At 58.1% G+C, this 18,273-nt stretch carries 21 protein-coding genes; 8 read left to right on the top strand and 13 right to left on the bottom strand.

Translation table 11 applies throughout. The features are described 5' to 3' along the window. Nucleotides 1-2: 2 nt before the first annotated feature. From GOV38_RS11590 to GOV38_RS11570, 5 genes are all read left to right on the top strand, one after another. The gene (locus tag GOV38_RS11590) at nt 3-1,124 is read left to right on the top strand and encodes a DNA polymerase III subunit delta' (RefSeq protein ID WP_171209730.1); all 1,122 of its coding nucleotides are present in this window, start codon (nt 3-5) and stop codon (nt 1,122-1,124) included. Then, complete coding sequence (locus GOV38_RS11585) at nt 1,121-1,927, top strand: TatD family hydrolase (RefSeq protein WP_171209731.1); 807 nt, start codon at nt 1,121-1,123, stop codon at nt 1,925-1,927. Before GOV38_RS11590 ends, GOV38_RS11585 begins: the two co-directional genes overlap by 4 nt. Continuing rightward, nucleotides 1,924-2,721: an MBL fold metallo-hydrolase gene (locus GOV38_RS11580; protein ID WP_171128204.1), complete on the top strand. Its 798-nt coding sequence runs from the start codon at nt 1,924-1,926 to the stop codon at nt 2,719-2,721. Before GOV38_RS11585 ends, GOV38_RS11580 begins: the two co-directional genes overlap by 4 nt. Before the next feature lie 39 nt (nt 2,722-2,760). Beyond that, nucleotides 2,761-3,693, top strand: coding sequence for an AEC family transporter (locus GOV38_RS11575; protein ID WP_171209732.1), 933 nt, complete (start codon nt 2,761-2,763; stop codon nt 3,691-3,693). Nucleotides 3,694-3,756: 63 nt separating this feature from the next. Beyond that, nucleotides 3,757-4,452: a CbiX/SirB N-terminal domain-containing protein gene (locus tag GOV38_RS11570; RefSeq protein WP_171209733.1), complete on the top strand. Its 696-nt coding sequence runs from the start codon at nt 3,757-3,759 to the stop codon at nt 4,450-4,452. A 35-nt stretch (nt 4,453-4,487) separates the two neighbouring features. On the opposite strand, the gene GOV38_RS11565 is transcribed toward GOV38_RS11570, so the two are convergent. From GOV38_RS11565 to GOV38_RS11545, 5 genes are all read right to left on the bottom strand, one after another. After that, nucleotides 4,488-5,477 (bottom strand): GGDEF domain-containing protein, encoded by a 990-nt coding sequence (locus GOV38_RS11565; protein WP_171209734.1) that lies wholly within the window; start codon nt 5,475-5,477, stop codon nt 4,488-4,490. Continuing rightward, on the bottom strand, nt 5,467-6,060 hold the full coding sequence (locus GOV38_RS11560; RefSeq protein ID WP_171209735.1) for a heme NO-binding domain-containing protein: 594 nt from the start codon (nt 6,058-6,060) through the stop codon (nt 5,467-5,469). The genes GOV38_RS11565 and GOV38_RS11560 overlap by 11 nt, the downstream gene beginning before the upstream one ends. A gap of 117 nt (nt 6,061-6,177) precedes the next feature. After that, nucleotides 6,178-7,737 (bottom strand): trimethylamine methyltransferase family protein, encoded by a 1,560-nt coding sequence (locus tag GOV38_RS11555; RefSeq protein WP_171128197.1) that lies wholly within the window; start codon nt 7,735-7,737, stop codon nt 6,178-6,180. 120 nt (nt 7,738-7,857) lie between these two features. Next, entirely contained in the window at nt 7,858-8,550 is a 693-nt protein-coding gene (locus tag GOV38_RS11550; RefSeq protein WP_171209736.1) for an HAD family hydrolase, read from the bottom strand. A 19-nt stretch (nt 8,551-8,569) separates the two neighbouring features. Next, the gene (locus GOV38_RS11545) at nt 8,570-8,854 is read right to left on the bottom strand and encodes a DUF3572 domain-containing protein (RefSeq protein ID WP_171209737.1); all 285 of its coding nucleotides are present in this window, start codon (nt 8,852-8,854) and stop codon (nt 8,570-8,572) included. An 89-nt stretch (nt 8,855-8,943) separates the two neighbouring features. On the opposite strand from GOV38_RS11545, the gene GOV38_RS11540 reads away from it, so the two are divergent. Then, nucleotides 8,944-10,344, top strand: coding sequence for a diguanylate cyclase (locus tag GOV38_RS11540; RefSeq protein WP_171209738.1), 1,401 nt, complete (start codon nt 8,944-8,946; stop codon nt 10,342-10,344). On the opposite strand, the gene GOV38_RS11535 is transcribed toward GOV38_RS11540, so the two are convergent. Genes GOV38_RS11535 through GOV38_RS11520 form a run of 4 tightly spaced genes read right to left on the bottom strand, consistent with a single transcriptional unit; the run spans nt 10,341 to nt 12,236 of the window. After that, nucleotides 10,341-10,820: a periplasmic heavy metal sensor gene (locus GOV38_RS11535; protein ID WP_171128189.1), complete on the bottom strand. Its 480-nt coding sequence runs from the start codon at nt 10,818-10,820 to the stop codon at nt 10,341-10,343. The two genes, GOV38_RS11540 and GOV38_RS11535, sit on opposite strands and share 4 nt — an antisense overlap. Next, nucleotides 10,817-11,155 (bottom strand): hypothetical protein, encoded by a 339-nt coding sequence (locus GOV38_RS11530; protein WP_171209739.1) that lies wholly within the window; start codon nt 11,153-11,155, stop codon nt 10,817-10,819. Before GOV38_RS11530 ends, GOV38_RS11535 begins: the two co-directional genes overlap by 4 nt. After that, complete coding sequence (locus GOV38_RS11525) at nt 11,148-11,762, bottom strand: RNA polymerase sigma factor (protein ID WP_171209740.1); 615 nt, start codon at nt 11,760-11,762, stop codon at nt 11,148-11,150. Before GOV38_RS11525 ends, GOV38_RS11530 begins: the two co-directional genes overlap by 8 nt. 6 nt (nt 11,763-11,768) lie before the next feature. Beyond that, the gene (locus GOV38_RS11520; RefSeq protein ID WP_171209741.1) at nt 11,769-12,236 is read right to left on the bottom strand and encodes an EF-hand domain-containing protein; all 468 of its coding nucleotides are present in this window, start codon (nt 12,234-12,236) and stop codon (nt 11,769-11,771) included. A 220-nt stretch (nt 12,237-12,456) separates the two neighbouring features. Between GOV38_RS11520 and GOV38_RS11515 the strand changes: the two genes are divergently transcribed. Together GOV38_RS11515 and GOV38_RS11510 are read left to right on the top strand one after the other, a co-directional pair. Beyond that, on the top strand, nt 12,457-12,855 hold the full coding sequence (locus GOV38_RS11515; RefSeq protein ID WP_171209742.1) for a DUF983 domain-containing protein: 399 nt from the start codon (nt 12,457-12,459) through the stop codon (nt 12,853-12,855). Next, on the top strand, nt 12,852-13,553 hold the full coding sequence (locus GOV38_RS11510; RefSeq protein WP_171209743.1) for an NUDIX hydrolase: 702 nt from the start codon (nt 12,852-12,854) through the stop codon (nt 13,551-13,553). The genes GOV38_RS11515 and GOV38_RS11510 overlap by 4 nt, the downstream gene beginning before the upstream one ends. 3 nt (nt 13,554-13,556) lie before the next feature. Here GOV38_RS11510 and GOV38_RS11505 read toward each other — a convergent pair whose 3' ends face one another. Genes GOV38_RS11505 through nuoN form a run of 4 tightly spaced genes read right to left on the bottom strand, consistent with a single transcriptional unit; the run spans nt 13,557 to nt 18,262 of the window. Beyond that, nucleotides 13,557-15,227: a ribonuclease J gene (locus tag GOV38_RS11505; RefSeq protein ID WP_171209744.1), complete on the bottom strand. Its 1,671-nt coding sequence runs from the start codon at nt 15,225-15,227 to the stop codon at nt 13,557-13,559. After that, entirely contained in the window at nt 15,224-16,003 is a 780-nt protein-coding gene (locus GOV38_RS11500) for a type III pantothenate kinase (RefSeq protein WP_171209745.1), read from the bottom strand. The genes GOV38_RS11505 and GOV38_RS11500 overlap by 4 nt, the downstream gene beginning before the upstream one ends. A gap of 12 nt (nt 16,004-16,015) precedes the next feature. After that, on the bottom strand, nt 16,016-16,765 hold the full coding sequence (locus GOV38_RS11495) for a biotin--[acetyl-CoA-carboxylase] ligase (protein WP_171209746.1): 750 nt from the start codon (nt 16,763-16,765) through the stop codon (nt 16,016-16,018). A 54-nt stretch (nt 16,766-16,819) separates the two neighbouring features. After that, nucleotides 16,820-18,262 carry an NADH-quinone oxidoreductase subunit NuoN gene (gene nuoN / locus GOV38_RS11490; protein WP_171209747.1) on the bottom strand — a complete coding sequence of 481 codons (1,443 nt, stop codon included), beginning with the start codon at nt 18,260-18,262 and terminating at the stop codon, nt 16,820-16,822. Between the last annotated feature and the right edge of the window lie 11 nt (nt 18,263-18,273).

The following is an 18,273-nucleotide window of genomic DNA, read 5'->3' as shown; positions in this document are numbered from 1 at the left end:
ACATGAGCGACGACACTCCTGCACCAGATCAGGCGCCCGGTGCGCCCCATCCGCGCGAGACTATGCGCCTGTTTGGTCAGGACGCAGCTGAGCGGGCGTTTCTTGAGGCCTATACCTCTGACCGGCTGCACCATGGCTGGCTGCTGACCGGGCCGCGCGGCGTGGGTAAGGCGACGCTCGCCTGGCGGATCGCGCGGTTTTTGCTGGCCACGCCCCCCGTGGATGACGGCGGGCTGTTTGGGGCACCGCCCCCACCTGAGACGCTTGAGATTGATCCCGAACATCCCGTTGCCCATCGCATTCTGGCCAGCGCGGAACCGGGACTGGCCGCAATCACGCGCTCGCTGAACGATCAGGGCCGTTTGCGCAACGAAATCGTGGTGGATGATATCCGCAAGCTGGGCAAATTCTTCGGCTTGTCCTCGGCGGATGGCGGGCGGCGTGTTGTGATCGTGGATGCAGCCGATGAGATGAATGTCAGCGCGGCAAACGCGCTGCTGAAGATGCTTGAAGAGCCTCCGGCGCGCACCACGCTTCTGTTGATCTCGCACCAACCGTCGCGTCTTTTGCCCACGATCCGTTCGCGTTGTCGCAGCTTGCGCCTGTCCCCGCTGGGCCCAGACGATATGAATGCGGCACTGGCCCAGACCGGGGCCGAGCTGCCCCAGAATACGGATCACCTGGCCGCCCTGGCTGCAGGTTCGGTTGGCGATGCGGTGCGGCTGGTCAATCTGGGTGGGCTTGAGATTTATGCAGAGCTGATCGCCATTTTGGGCACCCTGCCCCGGATGGACCGCCAGCGCGCCTTGGCCCTGGCCGAAGCCGCTGCCCAGCGCGGTGCAGCTGAACGGTTCGAACTGCTGCTGACCCTGATCGACATCGCTCTGTCTCGGCTTGCGATCACTGGCGCCTGCGGCCTGCCGCCTCAGCCAGAAGCCGCCCAAAACGAGGCGGAAATCCTGACCCGCCTTTCGGCCACTCCGCAACAGGCCCGCCACTGGGCTGAAGTGGCCGCCACGATCACAGCCCGCGCGCGACATGGTCAGGCGGTGAACCTTGACCCTGCCGCTCTGGTCCTAGATACGGTGTTCAAGATTCAGGAAACCGCTGGTCAAAGCAGATGAGCATCACACCGGAAATCACTGACAGCCATTGCCATCTGGATTTCCCGGATTTTGATGGGCAGTTGGATCAGATCATCGCCAACGCCGCTGATGCAGGCGTGACCCGCATGGTCACCATCTGCACCAAACTGCGCAACGAACCCGCAATTCGCGCCATCGCCGAAGCGCATGCCCCCGTCTTCTACGCCGCCGGCACGCACCCGATGAGCGCGGCGGACGAGCCCATGACGACCGTCGAAGAATTGGTCGCGATGTCCGAGCATCCGAAATTCGTAGGCATTGGCGAAACCGGGCTGGACTATCACTACACCGCCGAAAGCGCCGATGTGCAAAAGCAATCGTTGCGCATTCATATCGAGGCCGCACAACGCACCGGGCTGCCTTTGATCATCCACGCCCGTGCCGCAGATGAAGACATGGCGCGCATTCTGACCGAAGAGTACCGCAATGCGCCCTATGGTTGCGTCATGCACTGCTTTTCATCTTCGTCCGAACTGGCCCGCGCCGCCTTGGAGCTTGGGTTTTACGTGTCCATGTCGGGCATCGCTGCATTCCCAAAAAGCCAGGAGCTGCGGGATATCTTCGCCGCCGCACCGATCGACCGTATTCTGGTAGAAACCGACGCGCCGTATCTGGCACCGCCCCCACATCGGGGCAAACGTAATGAGCCTGCCTATACCGCCCATACCGCGCGCAAAGGGGCCGAGGTATTCGGCATGAACTATGCCGATTTCGCCGCTCATACTCAGGCAAATTTTGATCGGTTGTTCACGAAAGCCGCATCCTTTCGGGCCGCTGCATGACCGGATTGCGCTGTACCATCCTGGGCTGCGGTTCCTCGGGTGGCGTGCCCCGTTTGGGTGGGCATTGGGGTGAATGCGATCCCGGCAACCCCAAGAACACCCGACGCCGCTGCTCGATGCTGGTGGAACGCGACGGGCCCGATGGAACCACATCGGTGCTGATCGACACCTCGCCCGATATGCGTAGCCAGTTGCTGGATACCGATACCGGACGATTGGACGGCGTAGTGTTCACCCACGCGCACGCTGATCACACAAACGGGATCGACGATCTGCGCATGATCGTGTTCAACATGAAGTCCCGCGTGCCGGTGTGGGCCGACGGTGACACACAAAACGCGCTGCTGGGCCGGTTTGGATATGCGTTCGTGCAACCCGAAGGCTCACCCTACCCGCCGATCCTTGACCTGAAAACAATTGATGGCCCGTTCGAGATTGACGGCCCCGGCGGTCCAATCCCGTTCCATCCCTTCCGCGTTGAGCACGGATCGATTGACTCGCTGGGCTTTCGCATGGGCAACCTGGCGTATTTGCCAGATGTCTCGGAAATCTATGATGCGGCCTGGGCCGATCTTGAAGGGTTGGACTGTCTTATCATCGACGCCCTGCGCCGAACCCCGCACCCGACCCATGCGCATCTGGACAAAACCCTCGGCTGGATCGACCGCTTGTCACCCAAACGTGCGGTTCTGACCAATATGCATATCGATTTGGATTATGACACGGTGGCTGCGGAAACACCGGATCACATCACACCTGCCTATGATGGTATGGTTATCTTGCAAGATCTCTAAGGGTCAGCGACATGCAGCAAAATCAAGAATGCTGAGAAGATGCTGCAAAGCCTGATCGACGTCATCCTCCCCGTCTTCTTCGTGATCGGCGCCGGGTACGCCGCCACGCGCTTTGGATATTTCAAAGAAATTCATGTCGATGGGTTGATGCAATTCACCCAAGGCTTCGCGATTCCCTGTCTGTTGTTCCTGGCCATCTCGAACCTTGACCTGAGCGCAAGCTTTGATCCGCGTCTGTTGGGCAGCTTTTATGGTGCAGCCGGTCTGTGCTTTGCTGCAGGACTTTTCGGAGCGCGCATAATCTTTGGTCGCGATTGGGAAGACAGCGTTGCAATCGGGTTCTGCTGCCTCTTCTCGAACTCGGTCCTGTTGGGTCTGCCGATCACCGAACGCGCATATGGCCCCGAAAACCTGACAGGAAACTTCGCGATCATCGCCATTCACTCCCCCTTTTGTTACGGACTTGGCATCACGGTGATGGAGGTCGTCCGAAACCGGGGGCGCGGCGGAATGCAGACAGTGCGGTCGGTCTTGTCTGCCATGTTCAAGAATGCACTGATCCTGGGGATCGCACTGGGATTTGCCGTGAACCTTTCGGGGATCGTGATTCCCAGCGTTCTGGACGACGCCTTGCGCATGATCACCCTGGCGGCACTGCCAGCGGCACTCTTTGCCCTGGGCGGTGTCTTGGTGAAATACCGGCCCGAAGGAGACTTGCGCACGATCCTGTTCGTTTGTGCCATCTCGCTACTGATTCATCCCAGCTTGGTCTGGATGTTCGGCAGTGCATCGGACCTGCCGCAAGATATCTTCCGCTCGGGCATCATAACGGCCGCCATGGCGCCTGGCGTGAATTCCTATGTCTTTGCCAATATGTACGGGCGTGCCAAACGCGTAGCGGCCTCGTCAGTTCTGATCGGAACTGCGGGCTCGATCCTCACCGTCTGGATGTGGCTTACCCTGCTGAGGTAGCAAAGAGTTTGACATCGCTCGAGTTTATCACATCTAAGCGAAAGGATCATCTCGGAGCCACCAATGCCCCATGCTGTTATCGTCGCCCATGGTCAACCGTCCGACCCGGACCCAGCCGAAACCGCTCTGGCGCGTTTTGCCGCAAAAGTTGATGCGCTTTGCCCTGATATGCAGGTCCACTCTGCGACCCTGGCTGCGCCCCTGGCGCTAGAGCGTTGTCTCGATAGCCTGCCCGCCGATACAGTCATCTATCCCCTGTTCATGGCCAAAGGTTGGTTCGTCACCAGCGCCCTTCCCAAACGCGTTGCTGGCCGCTCTGTGCGCATACTGGACCCGCTGGGCGTCGATCCGAAATTGCCTTTGCTGGCAGCCGAAGCGTTGCGTGCGGAACTGCAAAACAATCACTGGCAGGCGGAACAGACCAATCTGGTCGTAGCCGCGCATGGATCCGGCCGCAGTCGGAACCCGTCCCAAGTAACCCTGGCCTTTGCGTCCGAGCTTGCGACGCTTGTCCCGTTTGCGGATATTCGCACAGGGTTTGTTGAAGAAGCGCCTTCGATCGCCGAAGCTGCATCCGATGTTGGTTCGCAATCGGTTTGCCTGCCGTTCTTTGCATGTACAGGCGGCCATGTGCTTGAAGACGTCCCCGAAGAGCTTGGAAAGGCCGGGTTTTCCGGCCTGATGATGCCAGTGGTCGGTGAGTTGCCCGTCATTCAGCGACACATTGCTGATCAGCTTGGCAAAGCACTGGTCACCTAATCACCGCGTACCTGGATGTGAAAAAGGCGGGCTCACTATCTAGCCCCGGCGAGTTTTCCATAGAACATATGCTGGGCACGCCCTGCACGCTTGGCCTGGTACAGTGCAAGGTCGGCAGCATTGACGACCCCCGCCGGATCTGGGGCATCGAACTGTGTGGACAGCGCGATACCGATGCTGGCAGAGATTTTACAGCTATGCCCTTGAAATTGCAGAGGTTCACATAACCTCTCGATCAATCGATTTGCAATAGTTTCAATCTTTCGGCGATCCTGCAACCCCTTGAAAACCAGAATAAATTCGTCCCCGCCAATTCGGAAAACAGAATCGTCGTCCCGCGTTTCCTCCAACATGATCCGCGCGGCCTGTTGCAGTACGAAATCCCCCGCGGCGTGGCCCAACCTGTCATTGACCGATTTGAAGAAATCCAGATCCAGATGCATCAAGGCAAATGTTGATTTCATCGAAACCAAATGGCCCAAAATGTGATCCATCGCACGGCGGTTTTTCAGGCCGGTCAATGCATCCGAATAGGCCTGTTCTTCCGCGGCCAGCATAGCGCCCTGCAGACGCAGGTTTAACGAACGCGACGCTTCCATGGCAGCGGATTTGGCTTCGACCAGATACAGCAGTTCGATCGCCAAATCTGTGCCCGAAAAATCTGCGCTGGTAAGGGAATAATCTCGCACCGCGTCGAGGATGGAAATCCCGAAAGACAAATTGATGACAGCCCCCGCATCGTTTGGCAAAGGCGCTATCAGCCCTCTGAGCGCGGTCTGCGGATCGTCGTGGAATTTCAGATGCAAACGCGCGCCGGGTGTGGCTAGTAGTGACGGTACTGTGGTCACATCCCTTGGCCGAACAAGCTTGAAAAGGTCCAGAAATGCACGACCGACCATTGGCATGTCGGGACGCAGCTTTTGCAATGTCGGGCCGACCTCTTGAATGTTTCCATTCTGATCCACCAACAAATACATCGGGCACAACGTATCCATAAGACGGGCCAATGCCGCTCTATCGATCATGACTGTGCGCTCCTAGCTCAAAATTCCGTCCTTTCGCAAACGCGCTTTCCACCAATGTGATCTTCAACACCTCAATCGGGCCTTGTGTAGCTTCCTGAGACAGGAAAACCAGCGAACCATAGTCGTCGGCCATGGCGCGCAAGACACCAGTCATCACACTGGGATAGCCTTCAAGCCCAGGATGGCAATGAAGGCGGAAATCCGATTGTGAAAGTTGCTGAAGCTCCAATTGAGGCAAAATCAAATCGGATACGGCCAGCCTTACCCTGTCGGACAAATCGTCCAGAGATTGCAGGAATTCCACATAGGTCACACCGCCAAAACGCAGCAACCGGCGCAAACCTTCCATATTAGGATGGGAAACGAGGTAGGTTCCAAGATCCTCAAGAACGTCCGAGCGCGGGCGATCAAGTTTGCGACACAGCGCGCTCAGGACCCTCGGGTAGATTTCGACATCATAGGTCAACATCGCCTCGAAATCGGCAAATTCGAGCCCTGCAGCCATCGTCGATTCTACCCATGTTTGTCGCCCGTAGTTAGCGCAAACAAACGACTGAATCGCTTTGATGATCAGACCATGCATAATGTGCCTTTGAAATGACGCGTTATGCAATCTGAGCTCAGAAAACTTAATAAACCGCGAAAATTCTCTGTTTGATACAGCGAATTGAGCGCAGTATCCGCCTGATACCTCAGTCGTTCAGAAGTCTGTAGGCGCTCCACCTTCGGCTTTTCTGCGGGCAACGAAGTCAGCCAGCTCATCGCGGATGGCGTCCTCCATCGGTGGCGCTTCAAAGCTGCCGACAATCTCTTTGAACATGTGGTGCGCACGTTCGGCGGTCCAAATACCGCCAGCAGCCTCCCACCCTTCAAAGTTCTTCCAATCGCTTAGAAACGGTTGATAGAAGGCCGTGGTATAGCGATCCTGAGTGTGCTGAATGCCAAAGAAATGGCCATCATTTCCCACCGCTCGGATCGCGTCGAGCGCGATTTCATCAGGTCCGGTCGCCACAAGTTCGGGCTGCATATACCGCTGAATCTGCTGCAATATCTCACAGTCCATAATGAACTTCTCGGGGCTGGCGATCAGACCGCCCTCAAGCCAACCCGCCGCGTGATAGACAATGTGGGTTCCCGACTGCACCGCTGCCCACAGCGAGTTCGATGTCTCCCAGATCGACTGGCCGTCGGGCACATTTGCGGCACAGACACCCGAAGACCGCATAGGCAGATTGTAGAACCGAGCCATCTGGCCCGTCATCTGAGTCGAGCGCATGTATTCCGGTGTTCCGAATGCGGGCGCTCCGGTTTTCATGTCGACATTCGACGTGAATGTGCCGATCACACAAGGGGTTCCGGGGCGGACGTACTGGAAGAGAGCGATGGCGCAGAGCGCTTCGGCCAAAGACTGAGCCACAGCACCGGCCATCGTAACCGGAGCCATGGCCCCTGCCAGCGTAAAAGGCGTGACCACGATCGCCTGACCTCGCCGTGCCAAACGCAAACAGCCGTCAATCATTGGATGGTCATGTTTCAGAGGCGAGGTCGAGTTGATGTTGGTATACATCCGGGGGGTGGCCTCGAACTCTTCGTGGCTCAGACCACCAGCGATGCGGACCATTTCCATCACGTCTTCGACACGTTCCTTGCCCAGCGAATAGGCGTGCATGGTTTTGTCGGTCAGAGTCAGCTTGTCATAAAGTACATCCAAATGGCGAATACTGGCGTGGAGGTCGACCGGTTCGACAGGGTAACCGCCAGCAAAGTGGATACAGTTGAAATACTGTGTCAGCTTCAACAGATCCTGACACATGCGCCGGTTGCCAGGCACTTTCTTGCCGATCTCCATATCCCAATAGTTGGGTGGCGAGGACACATTCCCGAACAACAGGTTGCGCCCGCCTATCGTGATTGTGCGATCAGGGTTACGTGGCGTGATGGTAAAGCTGGAAGGTGCCTTGCCGACCATTTCCATCACAAAGTCCCGGCCCATCCGCACATTGCTGCCTTCGACAGTGCACCCGGCCTCGCGCAGAATACCCAGAGCCTCTTCGTTCAGGAACTCGATCCCGATCTCTTCAAGAATCCGCATTGCGCCATCATGGATGGCCTCGATTCCTTCCGGGCCAAGAGGTTCGGTTGGCGCGTCCGTGTTGATCGGTGGATCCCAGGGCATCTGATCTATCACTGCGCTGCCGCGCCGCGCCGCCGCACCTGCGCGCCCGCCACTGCGCCGCCGAGATGTTCTGGGATTTGCCATCTTGCCCTCCGGGATTTGCTGCTGATTCAGCAAGCCCCGAACTCAGACCTTGTGGCCGTTCTGTCTGCGACAGCCTATGTCGCTTTTCCATTCCGGTCCGGCAATTTTGCGTCGGTTGCTTTACTTGGTGGCAAGCCAGGCCGGGATATGGCCGATATCTTGCAGAACCACATCCGCCAGCGGTTCAAGCTGATCTGCTGGCGCCATGCCCGTCAGCACGCCGATCGTTACCATACCCGCTGCCCGCCCGGCCAAAAGATCGTGACGGCTATCTCCGACCATGGCGACACGCGATGGATCGACATTCACATGTCTGGCAAAGGCCAGCATTTGTCCCGGTTCAGGCTTGTAGCCATGCCCGCTGTCGTAACCGGCGACAAAGTCGAAGTGATCCTGAACGCCCACCGATGCCAGATGCTGCAGCGCCGAGCTTTCGGCGTCGTTAGTAGCCACCCCCAACTTAAGTCCCAACCCGCGCAAAGATTGCAAGAATGGGGCCAGTGGTACGGCCTGGTACTGGTGAATTCCTGCCGCAGCTTCGTTCAGAGTATCAACGATCTGGGATACGGATATGCCGTTTAAATGCGGATGCAAAGCCTCGGCGACTTCGTCCACTGTCCCTGCGATGACGACGCTGTCAGGTTCATAGCGATCCTGGGCATAGTCAAAGCCGATGGCTTTACCCAGCTGACTTGCCTGTTCGGTATCACCCGCTGTCAGCAGATCCAGCGACATGCGCCCAAATGCTCCCCAAGTCTGGGCGAAGTCAAAAAGGGTACCGTCCTTGTCAAAAAGAAGGGCGTCGATGGCCATGAATTCAGGCTCCTGTGGGTTAAGTCCAATGCATCTCGGAATCGCCTGCCAATTGCGCACGCGCCTGGCCAGGCAACTCGTAAGGAACGGAATTGGCGTCACAAAACGACATAACCCACGAATCGTCCATCAAAAGAAACTCAAGCACGGATATCAGAAACTCTGGCTCGCCTGCCCGCTCGCGCAAGTCCTGTTCGGACGCACCTGTCGCGCCAAGAAACACGGGCAAAAGCTCGTCATTGGCGACCAGCCAACCCAAAACATTCAAGGCAAGAGTTTCGGCGTTACTTGCAGAGATCGGCATAAACTCGCCTTCGTAAGTCATTTGGAAAGGGTTTGTTAACCAGACTCATAAACACTTTGGACACGCATGCAATCCAACGGTGAGATGCTATGTCCCTACAAGGCACCATACTCGTCCTCGACGGGGTTTCGACCAATCGCATCATGCTGAAGGTTCAATTGACCGCAGCCTGGTATCAGGTCGTGCAAGCCGAAAGCCTGGACGGGTTGGCGGCGCTGCTGCGCAGGGTGCGGTCCGACTTGGTGCTCACGGCACAAAGCCTTCCGGATGGGACCGCCGAAGATGTGAAAAAGCTGCTGGCCTCGGATCCGAAACTTGAAGACGTCCCGATTGTTGCGATCGTTCCGCAGAATGATAAATCGGCGCGAATGCAGGCCCTGGCCGCAGGGTTGGACGACGCGATCGCGCATCCTTTCAAGGATACACTATTGCTGGCCCGTGTACGCAGCTTGCTGCGCGCACGGGCCGAACGGCAAGAGCTGCGGATCGGGAACGACTCGCAAACAATGGGCTTTGCAGAACCCGCAGCGGATCTGTTGCTGGCCCCCAGCATCAGCCATGTCGCCATTCTGTCTCAATCCGCGCAGATGAGTATGCTGTGGCGCAACGCTCTGGCCGAGCGCACGACTTATTCCGTCAGCTGCCACACCCGAATGAACCTGAGCGGGCTGCTGTCCGGGACACTTCCAAACGCGGTTATCGTAAAGATGCGGCGCGAAGGCGATGGGCTGAGCATCCTGGCTGACCTCCGGTCGCGCCGCGCAACACGGCACACGGTGCTGATTGCCGTATTAGAGGATGAAAACACAAACCTCGCCGCCGAGGCACTGGATCGAGGGGCCGATGCGGTCTGTATGAACGGGTTTGATGCCGATGAAATCGCGCTGCGGCTTGAGGCGTTGATTGCCCGTAAATCCCGGGACGACAACTTACGCGCAACCATGCGCGAAGGGCTTGCCGACGCGCTTACAGATCCTCTGACGGTGCTACACAATCGCCGCTATGCCATGCGGGCAATGGCTCAGATCACCCGCCAATCCCTGCAATCCGGGTGTGGCTTTGCAGTCATGCTGGCCGACCTGGACCATTTCAAAACCATCAATGACCGTTTTGGTCACGCTGGTGGGGATCTGGTGCTGACGGAAACTGCACGCCGTCTGAAATCCGCGATCGGGAAAAAGGGGTTTGCTGCACGGATTGGTGGTGAAGAATTTATGATCGTTCTTCCCGAAACTACCTCGACGCAGGCGTTGGAGCTGGCGGATGTGGTGTGCAATTGCATCTGCAACACGCCGTTCCTTCTTCCGGATCAACACAGTTTGATAACCCCCACGATCAGCGTGGGCGTCAACCTCTGCGAACCGCCTCAATTGTCCGGGCAACTGGAAAAGGACCCGATTGATCACCTGATCCGGTCAGCTGATCAGGCGCTCTACGCTGCCAAACAAGCGGGTCGAAATCAGGTTCAGATCGGGAAAACAGCGGCTTAGGGTTTGTCTTTTCCCTTTTTGCCTTTCGGCCCACGGCGCGCAATTTCTTTTAGACGTTCGGCGTAGGCCGCGCGTTCTACATCGGTCATAGCTTCGATCTGGTCCAGCCAAAGCCGGTGCAACGTCTCGCGCAAATCAGCTGAGGCTTTAGCCTGCTGATCCAGCAACACCTGAACGTCTGCGGGCTCGAAAGGTACGGCTTGTAGCGCCGCACTCAGCGCATCGAAATCCTGTTGTCGGCGCCCAGAGCCCAAAGTGCGCGCATCCCCTAGCTGCGCGCGGAGGGCCTTGCGGTCATCCTTTGGCAACGCCTTGTAAAGACCGTAGCCAAAGCCGGGAGGGACACGGCCCGGATCTCCTTTGGAAAAGCGCAGGGCAGTCCCAACGACCACGCCGACGACCAAAAGGTTCACCGCCAGTGACGCCACCAGCAAAACCTTCATCCATTTGCGTTTGCGTGTGGGAGCTTCACTCATTCCGTGTCCTCCAGGTCTTCAAAGTCCAAATTCAAGTCTGCCACCAAAAAGCTGGCATCCTGCGACACCAGGTAATCCGCTGGATCCGGCAGAAAGGACGGGGCCGAAAAACCGATCCAGACACCGGCGACACTCGCTGCGGCCAAACCGCTAAGACCGCGCCATCCCCCGAGATCCTGCCACCAGCGCCGATTGGGTTTCGGTGCAGGTGCCTGACGCGCCAGACGTACGGCTTCGGCATCGGTTTCGATACGAACCGCGAGCGCTTCAGGCAACGCGGGTCGGTCCTGCCGCGCTTGGGCGAACAGATTTTCCAACTCGTCTTGGTCAGCCATTTTCATACCCCAATTCATCTTTGCGACCCGCCAGAATGGCAGTCAGAGACCGTTTGCCACGCGCTGTCAAACTTTCGACCGCCTCGACCGAAATATCCATGATCTCGGCAATCTCCGGATTGGACAATTCCTCGATATGGCGCAGAACGACCGCCTGCCGCTGTCGCTCGGGCAACTGGTCCAGCGCCTGCTGCAACGCGTCCCTACGGGCCATGTCCAGCATCTGCTCTGCGACGCTGGCTGCACCGTCTTCGGGTTCGGGCGCGTCCTCCAACGTAGTGGGCCGCCTACGGCGCCTGAGATCGACACATAGATTCAGAGTCACGCGATAGAGCCATGTCGAAACCTGCGCCTGCCCGGCCACCCAATCGGGTGCAATCTGCCAAAGCCGCATCATCGCCTCTTGCGTTACGTCTTCCGCCTCGGCCCGATTGCCCAGAATGCGCATGGCAACCGAATAACTGCGCGGCCCCAACCGATCCGTCAGCGTTCGCGCCGCCCGGGCATCACCATCGGCAAACCGGCTCAGCAACTGGGCGTCGCTGAGCCTTTGCGCAGCGAGATCCTCGCCACACGTTTGAGACGTTGCGGAGGTCAGATCCTCCATCCCGCATCAGTTGCTGTCAGCGTCCGGCGCACCCTTGCGCTTGTGCCGGCGCTGCATCTTATCTTGGGCATCCGCGTATTCCTGTTCCGAGATCGTGCCATTCCCATCCGCATCGATCCGTTCGAACATCTTCGCGCCGCGGCGCGGTTTGGGCAACTCCTCTTGGCTCAGAAACCCATCTTCGTCGGCGTCGTATTTCTCGAACATTTTTGTCACACGGTCCGACGCACGCGCCTGCGCAGAGGCCAGCATCTCTTCGACGCTCAACTGACCGTCACCATCGGCATCTGCCGTTGAAAAGCGTTGTTGGCCATAAGCTGTAACTTCTGCTTCGGAAATCTCACCATCGCCATTTGCATCCAACTCCTGAAAAGTCGGAGGTGTTTTGTCTCGCCCTCCCTTGGCCAAAGCAGATGTACCCGTGATCGCAACAGCCGACACTACTATGGCTGAGATAAAACGCGCAGTTTTCATTTCGATTTCCTTTTGACTGTGCGGCTAGGAACCGCTGTTGATACTCAGTCAAACGACACCACGACCGATTTCCGTCGCTTATCCGTGATTTTTTTTCGCCCTTTTGCCAAATCCGCGATTTTGGTGACCTAGTCCTGACTGGCGCAAAGCGACGCACCCCCCTTTCGAAACGGACCCCATCAACGCTATATCGCTTGCACCAGAGCGCGCGAGTATCATCATGACAGATCAAACGATCGACAACACAATCGAAGTAGAGCGCCCAACCAAGCCCGCTCTTTTGAAGGGGTTTCGGTGTAAGTGCCCAAAGTGTGGTGAAGGCAATTTGCTGCACAGCTATCTGAAGGTGAATGATGCCTGTTCCCATTGCGGGGAAGAGTTGTTCCATCACCGCGCCGATGATGGCCCTGCCTATTTGACTATTCTGATCGTGGGGCACCTGCTGGCCCCGGCATTGCACGTGTCATATGTGCATTGGCGCCCAGACCCTTGGGTCATGGCCATTTCGTTCTCGATCGGATGTGTGGCGCTGTCGCTGTATCTGTTGCCGCGGCTCAAGGGTGTCGTGGTTGCCTACCAATGGGCGCGCCGCATGCATGGGTTCGGCAAGACCGCATGAGCGCGGACAAGGCTGCAATCCGCAATGCGTCTACGGTCATTGTGTTGCGAGACCGGAGTGGTGACCCTTCAATCCTGATGGGTCAGCGCGGTGCCGCGGCAGCCTTTATGCCAAACAAATTCGTGTTCCCCGGTGGGGCCGTCGATGCCGAGGATGCGGCGATTGAACTGGCCGCACCTTTGCCGGGTTTGTGTTATGACCGGCTGTCGCATCGCGCAGAAGCGGGGCTTGAAAATGCGCTGGCGGTGGCCGCTATACGCGAACTGTGGGAAGAAACCGGTCTTATCCTGGGCCAGCCTGGCAGATGGTCTGACCCTGTCCCTTCTGATTGGCAGAGCTTTGCTGCGATGGGGTTTCGACCTTCGGCACGCGCGCTTCAATTTGTGTTCCGCGCGCTGACCCCTCCGGGTCGCCCACGCCGGTTTGATGCCCGGTTTTTTCTGGTCGACGCAGACGAGATCATGGGCGACTTGGACGATTTTACCCATGCCTCGGATGAGCTGTCGCATTTGCAATGGGTCAAGATCCGCGAAGCCCGTGATTTTGATCTGCCCTTTATCACCGAGGTCGTGCTAGCGGAAATCGCAGCCCGCGCAACCGACGCCGAACCGCCCAACAGCGTGCCGTTTTTTCTGAATAACGAAGAAGCCAGCCTGTTCCTGCGGCTCAAGGGCTATCCCATGCCGCAGGCTGATTAGCGTTTAGGCGCGCATTCGGCTGATCACCACGGTCACTTCAGGTTTCTTGCCCAACTCGGCCTTGGCACTTTGACGCGCAATGCGCCGCAAGGCTTCCTCCAACTGGTCGTCATCGCGCAAAGTCTTGGCATCTGCCCGCATCAGGAACTGATTGAGGTCTTCTTCCAGCACCTCGACCAATGCTGCACGGGACGATCCGGTTTCAGGCAGGCCAATCGTGTCACACCAAGGCTCGCCCAGCGGCTCATCCTCTTCGTCCAGAATGACAGTCACTGTAACGTGCCCGTTCAGCGCCATGCGGATGCGATCGCGCACCACACCGTCCAACGCACCAATCTGCACAGATCCATCCAGATAGGTTCTGCCGGTTTCAATGTAATCCGCAACCGTCGGCGCGTTGCCTGTCAGGTCCAGCATGGTGCCGTTCACCGCCAATACACCCGTGCGCCCGCCTGATTCAGCCAGCTTGACGTGCTCGCGCAGGTGACGGTGTTCGCCATGCATCGGGATCACCATTTGCGGGTCAATCATCTTATGCACCTGTTCAAGATCCGGGCGGTTGGCGTGGCCGGACACGTGATACAGCCCCGAGCTGTCATCAACCACATCCACGCCTTTTTCGCTGAATTGGTTGACGATGCGGATGACACCGCGTTCGTTGCCTGGAATGGTCTTGGAGGAAAACAGGAACAGATCACCCTCTTTCACCTCAAGCCCAAGATATTTGCCACGCGCCAGTTGCGCACTGGCTGCGCGGCGTTCGCCCTGGCTGCCGGTGACGATCAGCATCAGGTTATCGCGTGAAACCTCAGATGCCTGTTCGGCACTGATTACTTTGGGAAAGTCACCCAGAATACCCGTTTCGGTCGCGGCCTCGATCATCCGCCGCATCGCGCGACCCAGCAACACAACCGAACGCCCGGCCCGCTGCCCGGCTTCGGCCAGGGTCTTCACCCGCGCCACGTTCGACGCAAATGTTGTGGCTACCACCATGCCCGACGCTTCGCTGACCAGCCGCGTGATCTCGGGTCCAACTTCGGATTCAGAGCGGCCTGCGTGGTTTGAAAAAACATTGGTACTGTCACAGACCAGCGCCTTGACGCCGGGCTTGGCCACTTCGGCCCACAGGTCTGCGTCAAACGGCTCACCCACAATCGGATTGGGATCAAGCTTGAAATCGCCTGTATGCACAACCCGGCCCGCAGGGCTGTCGATAATCAACCCGGCACTTTCAGGGATCGAATGCGAGACAGGCAGGAAGCCCACCTTGAACGGCCCAAGATCAATCTGTTCGGGCCAGGCCGAGGCGGTGCGTACTGCCTCAACCGGATTGCCATGTTCCTCCATCTTGCGCCGCGCGATATTGGCGGTGAACGCGCGCGCATAGATCGGTGCGCCCAAGGCTTCATAGCAATGGGCCACGGCGCCAACATGGTCCTCATGCGCGTGCGTGACAAAGACGGCCTCAAGCTGATCGGCACGTTCCTTGAGCCAGGTGATGTCTGCAAAGATCAGATCAACCCCGGGTGAGCTGTCCATGTCAGGGAACGCAACCCCAAGGTCCACCAGGATCAGACGCTCTTTTCCCGGTGCGCCATAGCCATAGACATAGGCGTTCATACCTATTTCACCCGCCCCACCCAGCGGCAGGTAGATCAGTCGTTCATTGCTCATGCTGAGCCATTTTCCTTGTTATAGCGATGGATCACGGTCAGACCGTGCATCGTCAGATCATCTTCAAAAGCATCAAATAGCTCGGCCGCCTGTTGGAACAACGGCGCGAGGCCACCGGTCGATATCACTTTCATGGGCACACCGGCCTCGCCTTTGATCCTGTCGCTAATCTCGCGCACCAGCCCGACATAGCCCCAGAACACACCCGATTGCATACATTCGACGGTGTTGGTGCCGATTACCTTCTGCGGCTTGGAAATGTCGACATGCGGCAATGCCGCAGCCGCAAGGTGCAGGGCCTCAAGGCTCAGGTTCACACCCGGGGCGATAACACCGCCCACATACGCGCCATCATGCGCCACCACGTCAAAGGTGGTTGCCGTGCCAAAATCCACCACGATCAGGTCGCCACCATGCCGATCAAAAGCGCCTGCGGTGTTGACCAGACGGTCAGGGCCAACCTGAGTGCCTTCGTCGACACGGGGCTGGAAGGGCAAAAGGGTTTCCGGCTTGCCCACCACCAGCGGGCGGCACCCAAAGAAACGATCCGCAAAAACCCGCAGGTTGAACACAACCCGGGGCACCGTGGAAGAGATGATGACATCCGTTATGTTGGCCTCGATCCCGTAATGCTTCACCAGCGTGGAATACCAGGTGAAATAGGCGTCCGCTGTGCGCGAATGGTGGGTCGAAGTGCGCAGGGTACACAGGAACTTCTCGCCATCCCAGATCGAGAAAACGGTGTTGGTATTTCCGCAATCTATCGCCAGAAGCATCGTTTGCCCCTTTCAGAAGTAAATCTCGGCCGCCGGAATGCTGACCCGGCCCTTGGCGGTGTTTAGGATAAGGTTGCCACCGGCGTCCACCGTTTCGAAGGTTCCGACAGTTTCCGACGTTGCGGTACGGGCGGTGATGACCTCACCCAGCCGGGCCGCGCGTGACAGCCAGGCGGTGCGGATGGGCGCGAAGCCATAGGTGGCAAATTGTGTTTCATACTGCGCGTAGGCTGCGGCCAACTCGGTCAGAAAATCCTCGGGCGTGACATGCGCTCCGGTCTCGGACAGCAACGAGACGGGGCGCACAGCGCCCTGCTCAACCTGATCTGCACCCGGAGCCTCGGACAGGTTCACGCCAATGCCAATCGCCAGATGTGACAGACCCCGACCCTGCCCGGTGCTTTCCAACAAGATGCCTGCAAGCTTGCCGCCGTTCAGCAACACGTCATTGGGCCATTTCAGCGCCAGCCCAGTGGCGCGACCTGTGACCGAGACACAGGCATCGAACAAAGCCAAGGAGGCCAGAAAGCTGCGCAAGGCCGCTTTCTCCGGCGGCTCATCCGGGCGCAAAAGCAAGGTTGCCGCCAGATTGCCCTTGGGGTGCGTCCATGCGCGTCCGCGCCGCCCGCGTGCTGCGGTTTGGTGGTGTGCCAAGATCCACACCGGGCCGGTGGCGGTTGGGGCAATGCGCGCAGCCTCGTTCAAGGTGCTGTCCACCTCTTGCACGATGTGCAACCCGTACCCCTGTGGCCAATGACTCATGTCAAAAAGGCCCGGTCACCTGACCGAGCCTCCCATGTCTGTTGTGATCCTGGGTCAGTTGACAAGCGTTGCCGCCGCTGCTGCCGCCGCGCCTTCGACGCCGAACTGATAGAACACCCCAATCAGCATCAACGCCGCCGAGCCCATCAACGCGCCCCACAGAACCGGGGTCGAGCGGGTTTCGATCGGATCTTCGTTTTCATCCCCGAAATACATGTAGAACACGATCCGCAGGTAATAGAACGCCCCGATCACAGAGGCGATGGCCGACACGATGACCAATCCGGTCAGGCCTGCGCTGACACCGGCTTGCCACACGCCGAACTTGGCGAAGAAGCCCAACATCGGAGGCACGCCCGCAAGGCTGAACATCAGGATCAGCACAGCCAGCGCTTTGCCAGGATCGCGTTTGGAATATTGCCGCAGCGCGTCGATATCAGTGACAGGTTTGCCATCGCGTTCCATCATCAGGATGAAGGCGAAAGTTCCGATATTCATCGTCACATAAATGGCCAGATACATCAGCATCGCCTTGATGCCCATCTCGGTTCCGGCCGCCAGACCGATCAGCGCGTACCCCATATGGGCAATTGACGAAAACGCCATAAGCCGCTTGATGTCCCGCTGCCCAATCGCTGCTATCGCACCCAGCAGCATCGACAGAACCGACAACAGCACAATCACCTGCTGCCAGTCTTTCACGATACCCCCAAAGGCATCATGCAAAAGCCGCGCAAACAGCGCCATCGCAGCCACTTTGGGCGCGGTGGCAAAGAACGCGGTGATCGGCGTTGGCGAACCTTCGTACACGTCGGGCGTCCACATGTGGAACGGAACCGCCGAGACCTTGAAGGCCAGACCCGAGATCAGGAATATCAGGCCAAACAACAGGCCAACAGATACATCGCCCGCCTGTACGGTCGAAATGATGCCCGAGAACAGCGTGGTGCCAGTAAAGCCATAGACCAGCGACGCACCATAGAGCAGCAGGCCCGAGCTGAGCGCGCCCAGCACAAAATACTTCAACCCCGCCTCGGTCGATTTGGCACTGTCACGTCTCAGCGCGGCCACGACATAAAGCGCCAGCGACTGCAGTTCGAGCCCCATATAGAGCGACATCAGATCGCCTGCGCTGACCATCATCATCATGCCAACCGCGGCCAGGGCGACCAGCAAAGGGTATTCGAAGCGCAACAGATCCCGGCGCGCCATATACTCCTGGCTCATCAGCAATACAGCCGCCGCAGACAACAGAATGGCGACTTTGGCAAAGCGGGCAAAGCCGTCATCGACAAACATTCCGTTGAAGGCCACATTCGTTCCTTCACCATTGGTCGCGATCCAAAAGGACAGCGCAGCCATCAGTCCGGCGGTGACCCAGACCAGAGCCGGGGCCAGTTTGTCTTTGGTGGTGTAAACAGCCCCGATCAGCGCGGCCATCGCATACACGGCCAGAATGATCTCTGGCAGGATTACGGTCAGATCAGCCTGGATCATGTCTCCAAAGC

This window comes from Ruegeria sp. HKCCA5839, from assembly GCF_013035585.1.
GTDB lineage: Bacteria > Pseudomonadota > Alphaproteobacteria > Rhodobacterales > Rhodobacteraceae > Ruegeria.
This window is presented reverse-complemented; position numbering and strand designations above follow the sequence as displayed.